The sequence below is a fragment of the Micromonospora sp. NPDC048871 genome (assembly GCF_043198155.1).
In the GTDB taxonomy this organism is placed as follows: domain Bacteria; phylum Actinomycetota; class Actinomycetes; order Mycobacteriales; family Micromonosporaceae; genus Micromonospora.
Window position 1 is genome coordinate 158,502 of sequence record NZ_JBICUM010000010.1, and the last position, 17,196, is coordinate 175,697.

The window sequence follows — 17,196 nt, forward strand, 5'->3', positions numbered from 1 at the left end:
GGGCCGACCCTGGCATTCCCCCTCGGCCGCGCTCACCTTCCACAGTGCGCAGCCCGCTTCCTACCTGCTCCGGACCGGATCCGGCACGGCCTGCCCGAGGACCCGGGCCACCTCGGCCGGCTCCCGCATCGGGAAGAAGTGCCCGCCCGGGACCGCCCGCAGCAGGAAGTCCCCGGTGGTGATGTCGGCCCACCGGGTCAGCGCGGCCGGCGAGGTCAACGGGTCGTCGATCCCGTGCAGCACGACCACCGGGGTGGCCAACCGGGGCCGCCTCGGTCCGGGCCGGTAGGCCTGGGCCAGTCGCAGGTCGGCGCGGAGCATCGGGAGGAAGGTGCGGTAGGTCAGCGGGCCGGCCGCCCGGGCATCGGCACCCCCGAGGGCCACCAGCCGGGCGAACAACTCCTCATCGGGCAGGTCCACGGCGTGCCACAACGCCGACCCGGGGGCCATCCAGGGCGGGTTCCGTCCACTGAGGGCCAGCAGGTCCGCGGGATGACCGGCGTCGCGCAGCGCGTGGGCCAGCTCGTAGCCGACAAGGGCCCCCAGGCTGTGCCCGAACAGCCCGTACGGGGTGCCGTCCAACTCGCCGAGGATCCGGTCGGACAGGTCGGCGAGCAGGTCCGGCCAGCCCTGGCAGGGCGGCTCGCGCCACCGGTTTCCCCGGCCGGGCCGCTCCACCGGGACCATCGTGAGACCCTCGGCGTGCCGATCGACCACTGAGGCGAAGGACCCCGCTGACCCGCCCGCGTGTCCCAGGCAGTAGATGCGCATCTACTTGTGCCCGAACTCGTGCAGGGACATGGTCCGGATCCGGCTCGGCCACTCGGTTCGGACGAGTTTTCGGCGCAGCTGGCGGCGTACCTCCTCGGACTCGGTCGGCCCCACCTCGTGCAGGTAGAGGTCCAGGTCGAAGCGGGTGCCCAGCGGTGTCTGGTAGATACGGGTCTTCGAGGCCACGACGTTGGGCAGGGCGTTGGCGATCCGGCGTACCGAGGCCAGCGACACCTTCGCACCGCCGGTCACCACGAAGTCCGACAGGCGGCCCCGGAAGTGCAGGTAGCCCTCCTCGTCGATGTGGAACAGGTCGCCGGTGGCGATCTGGTTCGGGCCGACCAGGCAGTCGCCCACCCGCCCCTCGGCCATCCCCACCTTGCGACGCAGCACCGTGTCGGAGGTGACGAGCAGCTCGCCCACCCCCTCCGGGTCCGGGTTCCGCAGCTGCACCTGGACCCCCTCCAGGGGGCGTCCCACGGTCGCCAGCCGGTGGTACGGCTCGCGGTGGGCGGCCAGGGTGGCCACCCGGGGCCCGGCCTCGGTCAGCCCGTAGGTGAGATACAGCTCCAGCTCCGGTGACCGCTCCCGCAGCACCCCGGCGACCACCGGGCTCAACTGCTCCCCGCCGACCGTCAGCATCCGCAGCCGCTGCGGCGGTCGCCAGTCCGCGGCGATCATCTGCCGCACCATGTACGGGGTCACCGAGGAGCTCGTCACCCCGTGGTCCCGCAGGGCGGCCTGGTAGGTGGTGGTGGTGAAGGGCGGCCCGGTGACCACCAGCCGCGCACCGGTCGTCAGGCCGGCGAGCGCCTGGGCCACCAGGGCGTACGAGAAGTTCAGCGGCAGGTTCACCAGCACGGTGTCCTCGGGGCGCAACCCCACCGACCGGGCGTGCCGCGAGGCGTTGCGCAGCAGGGCCGGGAAGCTGTGCAGACAGCCGCTGGCCACCCCGGAGGTGCCGGAGGTCAGGATGATGACGTGGCCCGGATCGTGCCGCTGCGGGTCCACGCCGTCCAGGGTCTCCACCCGCACCGGGCCCACCTGTCCCGACGCCGGCTGCTCCCCGGCCCGGGCCGGAGTGACTAGGGTCCGGGCGCCCAGCCCCTCGGCGATCTCCCGGACCCGGCCGGCCGGGGTGCCGGGGGCCAGCAGGGCCGGTACGCAGCCGGCGTGCAGCACCCCGAAGAAGCAGCGCAGCAGCGCCGCGCCGTTGGCCAGGGCGACCAGCACCACCTCGCCGGACTGAAGGCCCCGCCGGTGCAGTTCGTCGGCGATCCCGTCGAGCAGGATCTCCGCGCCCGGGGTGGGCTCCAGGTCGATCACCGTGTCCAGGTACGTGGCGACCTGGTCGCGACTGAAAGGCGGTTCGAGCCCGGACATGTCAACGCTCCCGCGAGGTGAGGACAACGGTGTTCACACGGTGCACGCCCGACGGGTGCCTGCGGTGCTCGGCGACGACCAGTCGGGTGCAGGAGGCACCGAGCCAGGCCCCGGCCAGCACCGCCACGGCCGGGCGGGCCGCATCGGGTGCCATCGACAGCAGCAGGCTCGGGCCACGGAGTCCGTGCACGATGCAGGCCAGGCCGGCGACCGAGCCCGGAGCCGCCCCGGCGAACCGCAGCGGGGAGACCCGCCCCCGTTCGCGTACGGCGTCGGCGACCTCCCGCATGGTGTGGCCGGTGGCGTGTTCGCTGACCGCCACCATGCCGACCTCCGTCCCGGCCGTCGGCCCCGGCAATCCCGCCGCCTCCAGGGCGGTCCCGACCGCGTCGGCCACCAGCCAGGCCACCGGGTCGGCGTAGAACCCGACCCCACGCGGGCGTCCCGGACCGTCCGTGCCCTCCAGGGTGGCCGTGCCGAGCATCGCGAAGGCCCCCTGCTCAGCCCAGTCCATCGGCTGCTCCGGCGAAGACCAGGCTGGTGTTGAAGCCACCGAACCCCAGGGTGACGCTGAGCCCGGCGCCCGGCCCCAGGGCCACCGGCGCGCCCTGCGGCACCGGAAAAGCCAACCCGGGGGCGGAGGTGTCCAGGCCGTACACCGGCGGGACCTTGCCGTGCCGCAACGCCTGGACCAGGGCGATCGCCTCGATCGCACCGGTGGCCCCCAGGGTGTGCCCGAAGGCACCCTTGGTGGCGAAGAGGACCGGCCGGTCGGCCGCCGGGAAGAGTCGGTCGAAGCTGGCCGCCTCCACCGCGTCGTTGACCGGGGTGCCGGTGGCGTGCGCGTTGACCACGGCGACCTGGTCGGTGCTCAGACCGGCGGCGGCCAGGGAGCGCCGCACCGCCAGCAGCACGGCCGCGCCGGAGGGGTCGGGCGCCGTCATGCCGGCGGCGTCGTTGGCCGAACCACCACCGAGCAGTTCGGCGTACGCGCGAGCCTGGCGCCGCTGCGCCCGACCCGCCTCCTCCAGCACGACGATCCCGGCGCCCTCGCCCAGCAGGGTGCCGTCGGCGGCCTCGTCGAAGGCGCGTAGCAGGGTGGGCGACATGGTGCCCAGCGCGCTGTGGCCCAGGCGTTTGGCCGCGGTGAGGATGTCCACCCCGCCGCAGACGGCCACCCCCGTCATCCCGGCGGCGATGAGGTGCCCTCCCACCAGGATCGCGTCGGCCCCCGACGAGCAGGCGGTCGACACCGACACCGGAGGGCGGGTGAAGCCGAGCCCTCTCGCCACCGCCGCCGCCCAGTCGTGCAGCCCGCCGGCCCGGGTGTCGTCCAGGTGGGCGCCGTAGCTGGTGCCGAGCACCAGCAGCGCCTCACCCGGATCGCCGTCGATCCCGGCGTCCTGAAGGGCCCGGCCGACCGTACGGGTACCGAGGGAGATCTGGCGGCGGGCCGGTGTCCACCCGGCGGGCGGATCATCCACGGTCGCCGCCAGGCGATTTCGCAGCCGGTGCGGCGAGGGCACCTCACGCAGGCCGGTCTCCCCCGCCAGCAACCGGGACCACACCCCGTCCAGGTCGTCGCCGAGGGCGGTGTCCCAGGCCATCCCGGTGACCAGCACCTGGCGGGTCACCACAACTGACGTCCCAGTTCGTCGACCTTTGTTCGCACCAGTGACCCACGGAACGCCGCCACCCGGGCGCCATTCACGGTGGCCCGGCAGGAGAAGTGGAACGAGGCCTGGTACAGCCGGTCACAGCGCAGGTCGAAGATGACCTGGTCGCCGGGGACGACCACCCGGGTGAACCGGCTCTGCACCGAGCCGATCAGGGTCAGCTCGTCGTCGGCCAGGGGCGAGGTGCTCAGCTGGTAGAGGATGATCCCGGACTGGGCGAAGGCCTGCATCAGGTGGCTGCCGGGGAAGACCGCCCGCTCCGGGAAGTGACCGGCGATGGCGTCCATCGTGCCGGAGACCGACATCAGGCTGCGCAGGTACTCGCCGGGCCGGTGGTCCAGCACCCGGTCGATGTAGATCATCGGGTGGCGGTGCCGCAGCCAGCTCTTGATCTCGGTGAACCCGAGGGAAGTGTCGGTAGCCTCAGTCATCACAGTTCCTCTTCCGTCCCGGTTTCCCGCTTCCAATCCCCCATTGCTCGGCGCAGCGACGACGGCAGGGGCGCCGCCCGGCCGGTGGCCCGTTCGACGACGCAGAGCACCAAGGTCCCGCTGGCCAGCAGCTCGCCAGGGGTGCCGTCGTCCGACTCCCGGTGCACCGCACCGGACACCTCGCAGGTGGCTCCGGCGACCCGTTGCACCCGGACCGCCACCCGCACCCGGTCCAGGAACCGCGCGGACGCGGCGTACCGCATCCGCAGGTCCCGTACGGTCAGCTCCAGGCCCTCCGCGCCGAGTTCCCGGACCCCCACCCCCAGTCGGTCGAGGTTCTCCAGCAGCGCCGACTCCAACAGCGAGGCGTACCGGGTGAAGTGGACGACGCCTCCTGCGTCGGTGTCCACATGCTCCACTCGCCAGCGCAGCTCGCGTACGGCCGTCATCCCAGCGACCTCTGGAAGGTCCGGGAGCCCTCGGCGATGCGGCCCACCAGCTCGACGGCCTCGTCCGGCGTGGTGATCAGCGGGGGTGCGATCCGCATCGTGGGGAAGACGTACCGCAGGCCCCGCGAGCGGCGGCCCGCGCCGGCCATGAACTCGACGTACGCCCCGGCCCGCACGACATGCTCCCGCAGCCGCGCCAAACCGGCCGCCGCCCGCTCGGTCAGCTCGACGCCGTGCATCACACCGGTACCACGGGACTCCTGGTAGAGGTCCGGGAAGGCATCCACCAGCTCGCGCTGGAGCAGCTCGGCGAGCTGGGCGCCGAGGGCGGCGGAGTGGTCGATCAGCTTGTCGGTGACCACCAGCTCCAGGCCGTCACGGATCACCGCGCAGGCCAGCGGACGCAGGTCCGAGGTGGCCACCGCGCCGGACCCGCGCGGAGACAGTCCTCGCCGGGCGATCACCATGGACAGCGACAGGGCGCCCATTCCCAGGCTCTTGCCGATCACGGTCACATCGGTCCGGATCGGGCCCTGGTCGTCGGCCATCGCGAAGAAGCGACCGGACTTGGCGAAGGTGAGCACCTCGTCGGCGACGAGCAGGGCGCCGTACTCCTGGCAGAGCCCCGCCAGCCCGCGCAGGTAGCCCGGCGGCGGCTGGAGGATGCCGGCATCGCCCTGCACCGGCTCCACCACCACCCCGAGCACCCGGTGGCCGTTCTCGGCGAACCAGTCCGCGAGCACCGCGGGGTCGCCGAAGGGCAGGTGCACCACGCTCACCCCGTAGGGCCCCTCCGGAGCCAGGGAGGGCAGCCCCACCCGGTAGTGCCGGCGGTTCAACAGCGGCACCAGGCCGCTGGTCCAGCCGTGCCAGGCCCCCTCGAAGGCGAGGATGAGGTCCCGTCCGGCGGCCTCCGGCACCGGCCGCAGCCGGTTTCCGTCGAACCGGGACTCCAGGACCAGACGCAGCGCCAACTCCATGCCCTCGGAGCCGGAGTTACGGCCGCTGACGTGGTATTCGCCGGTCGGGAACTGTTCCGTCCACAGCCCGTCCGGGCCGAAGAGGGTGTTCAGCAGTCGAGCCCGCTCCAGGGAACCCACCTCGTCGGTGGCCTGCCCGCCCTCGGTGACCCCCCGGGCCAACGCCCGGCGCACCGTCTCGTGACCGGCGCCGAGGCAGGCGCTGCCGTACGCGCCGCTGGCGTCGATCACCTCGAACTCCCGGCCGGCGTCCGGGCCGTCGAGGGCCATCAGCCGGCTGTGCACGCCCTGCCCACCGAGCACCGCGTACGGCAGCCGGTTCGACTGGTAGTGGTCCAGGTGCAGGTCCCGGCCGGCCCGCAGCAGCCGGAGGGTTTCCTCGGACCCCAGCCCGGTCACTGCTTGGCCTCCGCGCGCAGCCGGTTGATCAGGTCGGTGACCGTCCGGACGCTCTGGAAGTTCTCCGGGGTGAAGTCCTCGTCGGAGATACGCACATCGAACATGTCCTCGCACTGCACCCGCAGTTCCACGAAGCCGAGGGAGTCCAGGCCGTACCCGGCCCGCAGACTCTCGTCGAGGCCGATCTGCTCGGGCGGCACCTCGACGAAGAGCTCGGAATTAAGGATCTTGCGAATGCCGTTCTCGATCTCCATGGAGGCACCTTCGTCTCAGGTTGGGGGTCGCTTCGTCGACAGGCCCGGTCCGCGATCCGCACGGTCTGCATCAGGCGGTGACATTCGCGGGGCGGGGTCGGTACGGCACTGCCGCGAGCCGGTCCGGAGCCGGCGGCCGTTCGCGTCCGCCGAGGTCGGCGGTAGTGACCACCACATCGTGCGCGAGGCGTGAGAGAGCATGCATCTCTTGAATTGCGGGCCGCCCGCCGGCCCTTCGGGAAAGGCGGCGGCGCCGGTGACCCGCAGGTCACCGGCGCCGCCGAGGTGAATGCCGCTGCGACTAGCGCACGACCCGGTAGCTCAGGTGGGTCACCTCCGGGGTGTGCAACGCGTCGATGCTCTCCAGGGTCACCGAGCCACCCAGGTTGTCGAACAGCCGCAGACCGTTGTCGATGAGCACCGGACGCACCGCGACCCTGATCTCGTCGACCAGGCCGGCCGCCAGGCACTGCTGGGCGATCTGGGCGCCGCCCCCGACCACCACGTCCTTGTCACCGGCCGCCGCCTTGGCCTGGCGTACGGCGGACTCCACCCCGTCGCTGACGAAGATGAAACTGGTGTCCCCCTTGGCCAGCTCGTCGGGGGTGTCATGCGACACGATGAAGTGCTCGACCTTGAACGGGTTGTCCACGAAACCGCCCTGGCTGGCCCCCATGTCGTAGGTCCGCCGACCCATGACCATGGCGCCGATGGCGTCCATCTGCCGCTGCACCATCGCCTGGTTCTCCGGCGACGGGGAGAAGAACCAGTCGTGCAGCCCCTCCGGCTCATCCTCCGGGCCGGCGACGCAGCCGTTCACCGACATCGTCATGTCCAACACGACCTTGCCCACTGAGACCTCCATCTGTTGGTTTCCGATAGTTGGACGGGCCCGGTGCCGGGTGGCACCGACGCCCGCTGGTACTTCGTCCGGCCGTACCCGACCCTGCCATCCCCTGCACCTTCACGGGAAACGATGCGCAATCTGGGAGGCGGCCCGCCTCCGCCGCCGGTGCCACGATGAGGCGGCGGCGGCGACCCGTCGCCGTGGCTCGGCCACGGCCGGGCGGCACATCTGCCGAGGGGACCGAATCGATGCGGTGGAACGACGTCTGGATCAGTGCGGCGGGCGCCTCCCTGGGGCGCGCCGAAACCACGGAGACGGCGGTCGCTGAGGGCCACTACCAGGAGAAGGACCGCGACGGTGACGGCTACCTGGCCGTCCGGGTGGTGGACGACGGGCCCGCCGTCGAGCTGGCCGTGGCGGCCGGGAAGTTGGCGGTCGAGCGGTCCGGACGTCGGCCCGAGGAGTTCGCCCTGGTGACCCACTCCCACGTCGGCTTCCAGGGTCTCGACGACTTCGCCTCCGCCGCGTACGTGCAGCAACGCACCGTCGGCGGCTCGGCGACCGCCACCGAGGTCCGGCAGGCCTCCAACGGTGGGATGGCCGCCCTGGAACTCGCCGCCGCCTACCTCTCCGCCGACCCCGGACGCCCGGCCGCGCTGCTCACCACCAGCGATCTCTTCCACCCGCCGAGCTATAACCGGTGGAGCACCAGCGGAACCCTCTACGGCGACGGAGGCACCGCCCTGGTGCTCAGTCGGGGCAGCGGGGTGGCCCGGCTGCTCGCCAGCGTCTCCGTGGCCGACACCAGCCACGAGGGACTGCAACGCGGCGACGAGCCGTGGACCGGGGTCAGCGGCGGCAACGGCTGGCCGATCAACACCGAGGCCCGGATCGCCGGGTACGTCCGTCAGCACGGCGAAGAGGTCTTCGTGGACCTGGTCCGGCGGATCTTCGAGGCGGAGCGGCGCACGGTCGAGGGGGCGCTGGCCGACGCGGGAGTCACCGCCGCGGACATCGCCCTGTGGGTCTTCCCCAACATGGGCCTGTCCCTCACCGACTGGGACGCCCGCGCCTCGATCGGGGTGGACCCGGAGCTGACCACCTGGCCGTGGGGGCAGCGGACCGGCCACCTCGGCGCCGGGGACCAGTTCGCCGCGCTGGCCCACGTGCTGGAGTCGCGGCGCGTCCGAGCCGGGGATCTGGTGCTGGTCAACGGGGCCGGCAGCGGCTTCACCTTCACCTCCGCCGTACTGGAGATCCAGGCCGAGCCGGAGTGGACCACCAGCGCCGAATAGCTCGCGGGGCACCACGCACCGACCGGGGAGAGGAATTCGATGATCACGAAAGAGCGGTTCATCCACGCCGTTCGCGACGAGTTGAAGCTGCCCCTGGTCAACCCGGACCTGGAGCACGACTTCGACCAGAAGGTGCACTGGCGTTCCATGCACCGAGTTCGACTCTTCGCCGCCCTCGAACGGCTGACCGGCCGCAAGGTGCCGGTGCGGCGGCTGTTCGAGCAGACCACGGTCAGCGGCGTCTACCAGCTCTACACCGAGCCGATCGAAGAGGAGCAGCCCGCGTGAGTACCATCCCCACCCTCTACGACTGGTTCGCGGAGTCAGCACGACGGCACCCGGATCGGCTCGCGCTGCGCGCCGGCGGCCTCGACTTCAGCTACCGTCAGCTCACCGCGGCCGCCGCCCAACTCGCGGAGGACATCGTGGCCCGGCAGGGCCGTCGGCCGGCCCGGGTCGGAGTGTTCGTCTCGCGTACGGCGGGCACCTATGTGGCCTACCTGGCGGCGTTGCGGCTCGGGGTGACGGTGGTGCCACTCAACACCGACTTCCCGCCCGCCCGGCACGCCCGCATCGCCCGCACCGCCGGCCTGGACCTGCTGCTGCACACCGCCGTCGACGCGGACCTGGCCGAGGCGGTGGGGACCCAGACCGGCACCGCCCGGATGGCCGCGCCGGACGAGCACCGGGGACCGACCGCACCGGCCGGGCCGCCGGAGGAGTACCGCCCCGACCCGGACGAACTCGCGTACATCGTCTTCACCTCCGGGTCCACCGGCACCCCCAAGGGGGTTCCGATCCGGCACCGCAATGTCGCCCACTGGCTGCCGTACGTGCTGGACTACTTCGAGGCCGGCCCGGACATCCGGGTCTCCCAGACCTCCGACCTGGCCTGGGACCTGTCGGTGTGGAACGTCTTCCTGCCCTGGGCGACCGGGGGTGCCCTGGTCGTACCGGAGCGCACGGAGTTGCTGGCGCCGAGCCGGCACATCAACGACGACGGGATCACCCACTGGTTCTCCACCCCCTCCTCGATCGTGACCGCCCGGATGCTCGACGACCTGACCCCGGACACCATGCCCGGGCTGCGGTGGAGCTGCTTCGGTGGTGAGCCCCTCACCCTGGACAAGGCCCGGGCCTGGCGGGACGCCGCACCGAACAGCGTGATCGCCAACGTCTACGGGCCGACCGAGACCACGGTCACCTGCCTCACCTACCGGGCGCCCGCGGATCCCCTCCGGTGGCCACGGGCCGCCCTCGGGGCCCTGCCCCTGGGTCCGGCGTACCCGACCGTGGAGTGCGACCTGATGGACGAGGAGGGCCGCCCCGCCGACGAGGGAGAGCTGCTGATCCGGGGCCCGCAACGCTTCGACGGCTACCTCGACCCGGCCGACAACGTGGGCCGGTTCACCCGCTGGCAGGGGGACCGCTGGCGGATGGAGGAGGGCGAGCCGCTCACCGAGGAGCACTGGTTCCGCACCGGGGACCGGGTCCGCCGCACCGACAACGGGTACGTCTTCCTCGGTCGGATGGACAACCAGGTGAAGGTCAACGGGTACCGGATCGAGACCGGCGAGATCGAGGCCGTGCTGCGGCAGCACGACGCGGTCGACGAGGCGGCCGTCGTGCCCTGGCAGGCGGAGGACGGCACCGTGGAGCTGGCCGCCTTCTACGTCGGCGACCAGGCCGGCCAGGAGGACCTGGAGGGCTTCCTCGCCGAGCAGCTGCCCACCTACATGATCCCGCCCCGGCTCGGCTGGATCGAACGGTTCCCGCTCAACGTCAACGGCAAGATCGACCGTCACCGCCTGGTGGAGATGGCCCTCACCATGGCCGATGTCTGACCCTGGCCCGTCGCGCGCCCCCGGTTGACCGGGGGCGCGCTCGCGTGTGCGCCGGTCACCGGCTGAGCTGGGCCGCCCGGCCGGCACCGGCGGGCGGACCACCAGGGGTGGTCCGCCCCATCTCGGTACCCGCGACGTCACCTGGCCGGCTTCTGCGCGGCCTCACCGCGCGCTGCGGTCTCCGCCGGGGTCGGCTCGTCACCAGTGGCACCCCCGTGCCCCGCCTCACCGTCGGGCATCTGGGCGTCGCGCAGGGCGACCACCGCGACCACGGCGAGCAGCAGGAAGAGGGCCGCACCGACGATCGCGGCCGTGTTCAGGCCGTTGGTGAAGGCCACCGAGGCGGCGTCGCGGAGCTGCTCGGCCAAGCCGCCGGGAAGCCCCTCGGCGGCACTGACCGCCCCGGTGATGCTCTCCCGGGCCGACTCGGCCGCATCCGCCGGAAGACCGGCCGGCAGCGAGGTGTCGATCTGGTTCCGGTAGACCGTGGCGCCGATGCTGCCCATCACCGCGATGCCGATCGCGATGCCCAGGTGGTTACCGGTCTCCGACAGGGAGGCGGCGGAACCGGCCTTCTCCCGCGGTGCGGAACCCACCACCAGGTCCGTGCCGAGGGCACCCATCGGACCGGCGCCCAGGAATGCCAGCACGAAACCGGCGACCAGCAGGGGCAGCCCGCTGACCGCGCTGACCTGGGTCAACAACACGTAACCGAAGGAGGTGACCGCCAGACCACCCGCGATGAGGTACGCCGGGCGGACCTTCTGCACCAGCGCCGGCGCCACCATCGAGCCCACGATGATCGCCAGGGTGGAGGGCAGCAGCCAGAGACCGGCCCGCAGCGGGGAGAGCCCCTCGACGGTCTGGAGGTAGAGGCTGACCAGCAGGTAGATGCCGCCGGTGGTGACCGAGCCGAAGAGCAGGATGACCAGTGCGGCGCTGAACGAGCGGCTCTTGAACAGCCGAAGGTCCACCAGCGGGTCGTCCAGTCGCCGCTGCCGGGAGACGAAGATCGCCCCGAACACGATGCCGGCGAGGATGACCAGGATCGAGGTGGTGGTCCAGCCCTCGCCGGCCACCTCCTTGACCCCGTAGATGATCGGCAGGACCGTCAGCAGGGAGAGCAGCACGCTGGGCAGGTCGATCCGACCCGCCGAGGGGTCGCGGTACTCGGGCAGCAGCACCGGGCCCAGGACGAGCAGCACCACCATCACCGGCACGCCCATCAGGAAGACCGAGCCCCACCAGAAGTTCTCCAGCAGGGCGCCACCGACCACCGGGCCGAGGGCACCACCGACCATCAGGCAGCTGAACCACACCGCGATCGCGACGCCCCGCTGCTTGGCGTTGTGGAACACGTTGCTGATCAGGGCCAGGGTGGAGGGCATCAGCGTGGCGCCGGCCACCCCCATCAGGGCGCGGGTCACGATCAGCATCGTCACGCTGGTGGAGTACGCCGCGGCGATGGTGGCGACGGTGAAGGCGGCGGCCCCGATGAGCAGCAGCTTTCGGCGACCGATCCGGTCACCGAGGGTCCCCATGGTGACCAGGAAGCCCGCCAGGATGAATCCGTAGATGTCCAGGATCCACAGCGCCTCGATGCTGTCCGCGCCGAGCTCGGCACTGAGGTGCGGTAGGGCGAGGTAGAGCACGCTCTGGTCGAGGGACAGCAGGAGGGTGGGCAGCGCGAGTACCGCTAGCCCGAACCAACTTCGGCGGGTAGCCAACTGGCCGGTGCCGTCCGAGGACGTTTCGTGCATGACAGTTCCTTCCGTTCACCGAGTCCGGTCATCCGTACTGATCCACAAGGCGGCCGGAATTCATCGCTGCCCGGGAAAACTTCTGCTCCGCTGCCGCCACCGTGCTGACCTGCTGGCTACGCCGTGTCGCGAGGTCCTTTTCGAGGCGTTCGACCTGCCGACCGACCTACAATTGGCGGGCGTGAGCCGGGAGGGCAGACGATGACGGTTGAGAACGTGACCCGGGCGGATTTCCCCCGGCTCACCGACCCGTTCCGGCACGAGTTGCTCGTTCACTGCTACCGCATGCTCGGCTCGATGCACGACGCCGAGGACCTGGTCCAGGAGACCTACCTGCGCGCCTGGCGCTCGTACGACGGCTTCGAGGGGCGTTCCTCGCTGCGCACCTGGCTCTACCGGATCGCGACCACCGCCTGCCTGCGGGCCCTGGAGAACCGTGACCGGCGCCCCCTGCCGGTGGGGCTGGGCGCACCGAGTTCCGACCCGGACGAGTGGTTGAGCATGGACGAGGCCACTGCCTGGCTGGAGCCGATCCCGGACTACCTGCTCCGCGGGGAGCGGACGGATCCGGCGGCCATCGTGAGCGCTCGACAGAGCGTCCGGCTCGCCTTCGTGGCCACCCTGCAACACCTGCCCCCACGGCAGCGGGCCGTCCTCCTCCTACGGGACGTGCTGCAGTGGCGGGCGGCGGAGGTGGCCGACCTGCTCCAACTCAGCCCGGCCGCGGTCAACAGTCTGCTGCAACGGGCCCGGGCCACCCTGCACAGCCGGGCGCCCCGGGAGGAACAGTTCACCGAGCCGACGGCGGCCGCCGAGCGGGAGCTGCTGGACCAGTACGTGACCGCCTTCGAGGAGAAGGACATCGCCGGGCTGGTGCGGTTGTTCGCGCCGGACGCGGTGTGGGAGATGCCGCCCTACTCCGGTTGGTACGAGGGTCCGCTGGCCATCGGCCGGCACCTGGCGCTGCGCTGCCTCTCGGCCCCCGGTCCGGTGCGGCTGATCCGCACCGGCGCCAACGGACAGCCCGCCCTGGCGACCTACATGGGGGGCCAGGAGGGCGGTTTCGAGCTGGTCAACCTCCAGGTGCTCACGATCACCGGCCTGCGGATCACCCGGATCACCGCGTTCTCCGATCCCCGGCTGTTCGCGGCCTTCGACCTGCCGGTGACCGCCCCGGCAGGGCACCTCGACGAGCTCTGCACCCACTGACCCCGAGGTCGACACCGAGCCGTCCGTCCACAAAAGACTGACGGCTCGGTCCGCACCTCCGGCTGCACGTAGTGTCGTTGTTGAATTTGAATCACGTCATGGGGTGTAGTGGACCGATCAGTTTCGGTAACGAACGAAGGAGCGGTGACGTGCGGTACGCCGACAGCCCCGCGATCGAGTGTCAACTCCACGTGGCGGCAGACCCCGCCCGGGTGTGGGCCCTGGTGACGGACATCGAACTCGCGGCGCGGTTGAGCCCGGAGCTGCAACAGACGCGCTGGCTGGACGACTGCGACGGACCGTCGCTGGGTGCCCGGTTCGAGGGGTTCAACGACCACCCCCTGCTGGGCCGATGGCGAACGGTCTCGCATGTCGTGCACTTCGACGCCCCCCACCACTTCGGCTGGGTGGTGGTCGACGAGGACGGTCAGTTCGGCGGCGGCCCGGCCGACCTGGAGCGCCCCGGATCGACCTGGCAGTTCCGGCTGGTCGAGGAGGAGGGTGGCTGCCGGGTGGTCCACTCGGCCCGGATCGGGCCGGGCCGGACCGGCCTGAGCGTCATCATCGACAGCGCCCCGGAGCATGAGGAGGCCATCATCGAGCGTCGGACGGCCGCCCTGCGGGAGGCCATGACGAACACCTTGCAGGGCATCAAGACCCTCGCCGAGAAGGACGAGTCGACGCCGACCGGCTGACCTGTCGATCGGGGACCGGTGACACACGGACCGGTCCCGGCCACCGGCAGGCCCGCGAGGAGCGGAGCCTACCGGCGACCGGGACCGGCTGGTCGGTCAGCGGGCGACCGGCAGCGCCACCGCGGCGGGCGGCGGTACGGGAGTCATGTTCTCCGCCGGCGGCCGGTTGCGCTCCACCAGCCACTTGCCCCACCAGAACAGACCGCGGGCCAGGCAGACCAGGGTCACCGCGAAGAACAACGTGTAGACCACGTTGAACACCATCAGCACGCCGTACACCATGCCGACGCTGGCACCGAACATGAACTGCATCCGCGGTGCCGAGGGGGTGGTACCCGGGTCGGTGATCATGTAGTTGGTGAACAGGACGAAGGCCACCCCGGTCATCGGCACCAGCGCCGCGACCAGTGACACGTCCCAGATGAAGTGCCGGATCACGGCCTGGATCACGAACGCACCCAGCCAGCCGACGATCAACGCCACCTTCTTGGTGAGCATGGCGTTGAGCACCGTGCCCGCCGTCACGATGATCACCGGGATCAGGATGCTGATGACCCCGGGGACGTTCTCCGTGAAGTGGTACGGCGGAGCGATGTTGACCCAGGAGAAGGCCAGCAGCGTGATCGTGATGCCGAAGTTGGACGGGTTCATGTAGTGCCGCATCCGACCCTTGATCGGCGCTTGCAGCACCGCCTTCTGACCGACCGCCACGACCACGGCGAACGCGATGGGCCAGAAGTTGTCGTTGGCGTACAGCAGCATGTTCGCGGCCAGCGCGGTGATGTGCGCGGGCAGCAGGAAGGTGTACATCCCCCAGAGGCCGTTGCCGCTGTAGGCGGCCGGTCGCTTGTAGGCCCGCGCCGAGACCCACTCTACGATGATCTCGGTGCCGTAGCCGACCGCCAGGGCCAGGAACGGCCACAGCCAGGGCTGCTCGAAGCCGAGCACCGTGTAGCCCAGGATGTTGAAGATCGACATCGAGATGGCGAAGTTGCGCAGCGCCAGGTAACGCGGGTCCTTGGGGTCCACCCGAGGTACGGCGTTCTGGGTCGTCGCGGGCGCCGGCTGCGGTGCCGTCGCGGGCGGGGTGACCGGTGTGTCGACGGACAGGTCCCTGCCCGCCTCCGGTCGCTTGACGTCCGTCATCGCTTGGTCAGCTCCTCGGCTTGACTGGTCAGCATGAGGTCGTGCCACCCGGCGGTCAGGTCCAGGGTCTGCTTGTGCATGGCGCCGTTGAGGTCACGCCAGCACAGCTCCGCCTTGACCGGCCGGTCACCGGCGTCGCCCAGCCCGAAGAACACGTCGAAGCTGCGCTTGCCGGAGTGACCGCCGCCGCCGTCCAACTGGGCGAGCTGGGTACGGCCGTCGGCGGTGGTGATCCGCACCTGGGCGCCGTACGCCGGGGAGGTCCCGTCGCCGGAGAGGGTCGGGCGGTTCAGCCGCAGCCCCAGGAAGTTGCCGTCGCCGGGCTTGTCGTTGCGGAAGAAGGCGGGCGGACCCCACTGGCGGGCCACAGCGAAGTCCTGCGCGCCGTCACCGTTGGTGTCGCCGACCGCCACCCCACGGGTGGGGATGGGCGGGGACAGGCCGAGTTCCTTGCCGATGTCGACGTACCGGCCGTTGTCCTCGCGTACCCAGAAGGCGAGGGTGTTCTCACCGGCGATGTCGTCGCCCGGCTCGGCCTTGGGCCACATGTACGGGTCGGAGAGCAGCAGGTCGTTGGCGATCGCCAACTCCTGCAACCAGTTGAACCGGTTGATGGTGCCCTTCACGAAGCCGGTGGCCTGGACGACCGCCAGCTTGCCGCTGTTGTCGAAGTCGGCCATCTTGGTGTCCCAGCCCCAGCCGACCCAGGCGATGTTCTTGCGCCCCGCCACGTTGCGGTACGGCGCCTCGCCCCGGTTCAGCATTTCCCGGGCCTGCTCCGGCGTCTCGGCGGTGTTGTACCAGAGGAAGTTGCTCTCCTCCAGACCCCACGACTCGGTGATGTTGCTGACGAAGGCGTCGAAGCGGCCCCGCCCCTCAAGGTCGGCGAAGTCGATCGACATGCCCTTGAAGGAGTCGTGCCCGAGCACCAGAGACTTCGGGGTGATCGGGGTCCGGCGCCCCTCCACCAGGGCGAACCGGATCTGACCCGGAGTGGACCGGTTGTGGAAGAACCGGTCCTGGCCGAAGTCGTTGGCCAGGTACAGCTCCGGCAGCAGGTCGCCGTCCAGGTCAGCGGAGCCGGCACCGAGGGTCCAGCCGGTGAAGTACGCGGGGTCCCCGGCCTTCTGCTCCTCGTAGCTCACCGAGGGGGCATCACCGGTGGTCGCGCCGGTCCAGCGCAGGAAGTGGGCACCACCGGCGTTGTGCGCGTGCGACATCGAGTGGTTCATCTGCACGTGCGGCAGACCCTGCGGGTCCAGCACCTGGCTGTCCGGGAAGTAGTTGAAGATCCCGATGTCCGGCTTGCCGTCACCGTCGAAGTCGGCCACCGCGACGGCGTTGGTGTTCCACAGCGGGCCGCGGTAGGCCGGCCCCGAGGTCAGCTGGGGGATCAGCTCGACCGGGTGGTACGCCGCCAGGGTCAGCTCGGTAACCCCGGCCCGCTGCATGAACAGCACCGGCGTCCGGCCCCAGTAGTAGACCAGCAGGTCCATCCGACCGTCGAGGTTGAAGTCACCGGGGGTGCAGCCCATCGGGGCGATCGCGGAACCCATCGGCAGCGGGGCCGGGTCCAGCACGAAGGGAGCGTAGGTGGCGCCGCTCTCCGGTGCCGGGGTGACGATCACCGCGTCGCTGCGGGGGTCGACCAGGCACAGGTCGTTCGCGCCGCCCCGGCCGTCCAGGTCGTTGAGCGCCACCCCGGCGCCGACGGACGAGATCCAGGACCGGATGTGCTCGTACCGGGGGTTGACCTGGCGCACGGTGCGTTCCGGCAGGCCGGGCGGCAGCGCGATGGGGAGTTCGGTGAACGCGAACCGGGAGGCCAGCTTGCTGCGCTCCTCGGCCGATGCCGAAGGCAGGCGGGCCACCGAGAACAGTCCGGCGACCAGCACCAGGACGAGCACGGGTGGAATGAGTCGGCGCAGGATGCCTACGGATTGCGATGGCAAGTGTCCCCCTCGGGTAGACGGCGCCGGGACGTGCGGGTCGGCCGGCAGCGGGCAGTCGGTCGTGGCGCCTACGAATGCGCCGTGGTTCGTACCGGCCGGCTCTGG

17 protein-coding genes are annotated in these 17,196 nt (G+C 71.1%); 5 read left to right on the top strand and 12 right to left on the bottom strand.

From position 1 onward, the window contains the following. Positions 1–60 precede the first annotated feature (60 nt). The 9 genes from ACGFIK_RS21415 to ACGFIK_RS21455 form a co-directional block, all read right to left on the bottom strand. Positions 61–771, bottom strand: a complete 711-nt coding sequence (locus ACGFIK_RS21415; RefSeq protein WP_393340843.1) for a thioesterase II family protein — start codon at positions 769–771, stop codon at positions 61–63. Next, positions 772–2,154, bottom strand: coding sequence for a class I adenylate-forming enzyme family protein (locus ACGFIK_RS21420; protein ID WP_393340846.1), 1,383 nt, complete (start codon positions 2,152–2,154; stop codon positions 772–774). Position 2,155: 1 nt separating this feature from the next. After that, a complete protein-coding gene (locus ACGFIK_RS21425) occupies positions 2,156–2,668 on the bottom strand; it encodes a hypothetical protein (protein WP_393340849.1) in 513 nt (170 codons plus the stop codon). Continuing rightward, positions 2,655–3,788 carry a beta-ketoacyl-[acyl-carrier-protein] synthase family protein gene (locus ACGFIK_RS21430; RefSeq protein ID WP_393340852.1) on the bottom strand — a complete coding sequence of 378 codons (1,134 nt, stop codon included), beginning with the start codon at positions 3,786–3,788 and terminating at the stop codon, positions 2,655–2,657. The genes ACGFIK_RS21425 and ACGFIK_RS21430 overlap by 14 nt, the downstream gene beginning before the upstream one ends. Next, positions 3,785–4,261, bottom strand: a complete 477-nt coding sequence (locus tag ACGFIK_RS21435) for a hypothetical protein (RefSeq protein ID WP_327022962.1) — start codon at positions 4,259–4,261, stop codon at positions 3,785–3,787. Before ACGFIK_RS21435 ends, ACGFIK_RS21430 begins: the two co-directional genes overlap by 4 nt. Continuing rightward, positions 4,261–4,710: a thioesterase family protein gene (locus ACGFIK_RS21440; protein WP_327022963.1), complete on the bottom strand. Its 450-nt coding sequence runs from the start codon at positions 4,708–4,710 to the stop codon at positions 4,261–4,263. The genes ACGFIK_RS21435 and ACGFIK_RS21440 overlap by 1 nt, the downstream gene beginning before the upstream one ends. Continuing rightward, positions 4,707–6,089: an aminotransferase class III-fold pyridoxal phosphate-dependent enzyme gene (locus ACGFIK_RS21445; protein WP_327022964.1), complete on the bottom strand. Its 1,383-nt coding sequence runs from the start codon at positions 6,087–6,089 to the stop codon at positions 4,707–4,709. The genes ACGFIK_RS21440 and ACGFIK_RS21445 overlap by 4 nt, the downstream gene beginning before the upstream one ends. Beyond that, positions 6,086–6,343, bottom strand: coding sequence for an acyl carrier protein (locus ACGFIK_RS21450; RefSeq protein ID WP_327022965.1), 258 nt, complete (start codon positions 6,341–6,343; stop codon positions 6,086–6,088). The genes ACGFIK_RS21445 and ACGFIK_RS21450 overlap by 4 nt, the downstream gene beginning before the upstream one ends. 301 nt (positions 6,344–6,644) lie before the next feature. Further along, entirely contained in the window at positions 6,645–7,208 is a 564-nt protein-coding gene (locus ACGFIK_RS21455) for a dihydrofolate reductase family protein (protein ID WP_327022967.1), read from the bottom strand. A gap of 230 nt (positions 7,209–7,438) precedes the next feature. On the opposite strand from ACGFIK_RS21455, the gene ACGFIK_RS21460 reads away from it, so the two are divergent. The 3 genes from ACGFIK_RS21460 to ACGFIK_RS21470 are packed head-to-tail and all read left to right on the top strand — an operon-like array spanning position 7,439 to position 10,329. Continuing rightward, on the top strand, positions 7,439–8,485 hold the full coding sequence (locus tag ACGFIK_RS21460) for a ketoacyl-ACP synthase III family protein (protein WP_327022968.1): 1,047 nt from the start codon (positions 7,439–7,441) through the stop codon (positions 8,483–8,485). Positions 8,486–8,524: 39 nt separating this feature from the next. Continuing rightward, positions 8,525–8,773, top strand: coding sequence for an acyl carrier protein (locus tag ACGFIK_RS21465; protein WP_327022969.1), 249 nt, complete (start codon positions 8,525–8,527; stop codon positions 8,771–8,773). Then, positions 8,770–10,329, top strand: coding sequence for an amino acid adenylation domain-containing protein (locus tag ACGFIK_RS21470; RefSeq protein ID WP_327022970.1), 1,560 nt, complete (start codon positions 8,770–8,772; stop codon positions 10,327–10,329). Before ACGFIK_RS21465 ends, ACGFIK_RS21470 begins: the two co-directional genes overlap by 4 nt. Before the next feature lie 137 nt (positions 10,330–10,466). Here ACGFIK_RS21470 and ACGFIK_RS21475 read toward each other — a convergent pair whose 3' ends face one another. Next, the gene (locus ACGFIK_RS21475; protein ID WP_327022971.1) at positions 10,467–12,089 is read right to left on the bottom strand and encodes an MFS transporter; all 1,623 of its coding nucleotides are present in this window, start codon (positions 12,087–12,089) and stop codon (positions 10,467–10,469) included. 201 nt (positions 12,090–12,290) lie between these two features. Between ACGFIK_RS21475 and ACGFIK_RS21480 the strand changes: the two genes are divergently transcribed. Next, on the top strand, positions 12,291–13,298 hold the full coding sequence (locus tag ACGFIK_RS21480) for a sigma-70 family RNA polymerase sigma factor (RefSeq protein WP_327022972.1): 1,008 nt from the start codon (positions 12,291–12,293) through the stop codon (positions 13,296–13,298). A gap of 149 nt (positions 13,299–13,447) precedes the next feature. After that, positions 13,448–13,993: an SRPBCC family protein gene (locus ACGFIK_RS21485; RefSeq protein ID WP_327022973.1), complete on the top strand. Its 546-nt coding sequence runs from the start codon at positions 13,448–13,450 to the stop codon at positions 13,991–13,993. Positions 13,994–14,089: 96 nt separating this feature from the next. On the opposite strand, the gene ACGFIK_RS21490 is transcribed toward ACGFIK_RS21485, so the two are convergent. Beyond that, positions 14,090–15,139 (bottom strand): enediyne biosynthesis protein, encoded by a 1,050-nt coding sequence (locus tag ACGFIK_RS21490; RefSeq protein WP_327022974.1) that lies wholly within the window; start codon positions 15,137–15,139, stop codon positions 14,090–14,092. Beyond that, on the bottom strand, positions 15,136–17,070 hold the full coding sequence (locus tag ACGFIK_RS21495; protein WP_327027287.1) for a CRTAC1 family protein: 1,935 nt from the start codon (positions 17,068–17,070) through the stop codon (positions 15,136–15,138). Before ACGFIK_RS21495 ends, ACGFIK_RS21490 begins: the two co-directional genes overlap by 4 nt. Between the last annotated feature and the right edge of the window lie 126 nt (positions 17,071–17,196).

Bases quoted from the DNA above. Each gene is read 5' to 3' on its own strand.
- ACGFIK_RS21415 (WP_393340843.1), bottom strand. From the start codon at position 771: ATGCGCATCTACTGCCTGGGACACGCGGGCGGGTCAGCGGGGTCCTTC.
- ACGFIK_RS21420 (WP_393340846.1), bottom strand. From the start codon at position 2,154: ATGTCCGGGCTCGAACCGCCTTTCAGTCGCGACCAGGTCGCCACGTAC.
- ACGFIK_RS21425 (WP_393340849.1), bottom strand. From the start codon at position 2,668: ATGGACTGGGCTGAGCAGGGGGCCTTCGCGATGCTCGGCACGGCCACC.
- ACGFIK_RS21435 (WP_327022962.1), bottom strand. From the start codon at position 4,261: ATGACTGAGGCTACCGACACTTCCCTCGGGTTCACCGAGATCAAGAGC.
- ACGFIK_RS21440 (WP_327022963.1), bottom strand. From the start codon at position 4,710: ATGACGGCCGTACGCGAGCTGCGCTGGCGAGTGGAGCATGTGGACACC.
- ACGFIK_RS21450 (WP_327022965.1), bottom strand. From the start codon at position 6,343: ATGGAGATCGAGAACGGCATTCGCAAGATCCTTAATTCCGAGCTCTTC.
- ACGFIK_RS21455 (WP_327022967.1), bottom strand. From the start codon at position 7,208: ATGGAGGTCTCAGTGGGCAAGGTCGTGTTGGACATGACGATGTCGGTG.
- ACGFIK_RS21460 (WP_327022968.1), top strand. From the start codon at position 7,439: ATGCGGTGGAACGACGTCTGGATCAGTGCGGCGGGCGCCTCCCTGGGG.
- ACGFIK_RS21465 (WP_327022969.1), top strand. From the start codon at position 8,525: ATGATCACGAAAGAGCGGTTCATCCACGCCGTTCGCGACGAGTTGAAG.
- ACGFIK_RS21475 (WP_327022971.1), bottom strand. From the start codon at position 12,089: ATGCACGAAACGTCCTCGGACGGCACCGGCCAGTTGGCTACCCGCCGA.
- ACGFIK_RS21480 (WP_327022972.1), top strand. From the start codon at position 12,291: ATGACGGTTGAGAACGTGACCCGGGCGGATTTCCCCCGGCTCACCGAC.
- ACGFIK_RS21490 (WP_327022974.1), bottom strand. From the start codon at position 15,139: ATGACGGACGTCAAGCGACCGGAGGCGGGCAGGGACCTGTCCGTCGAC.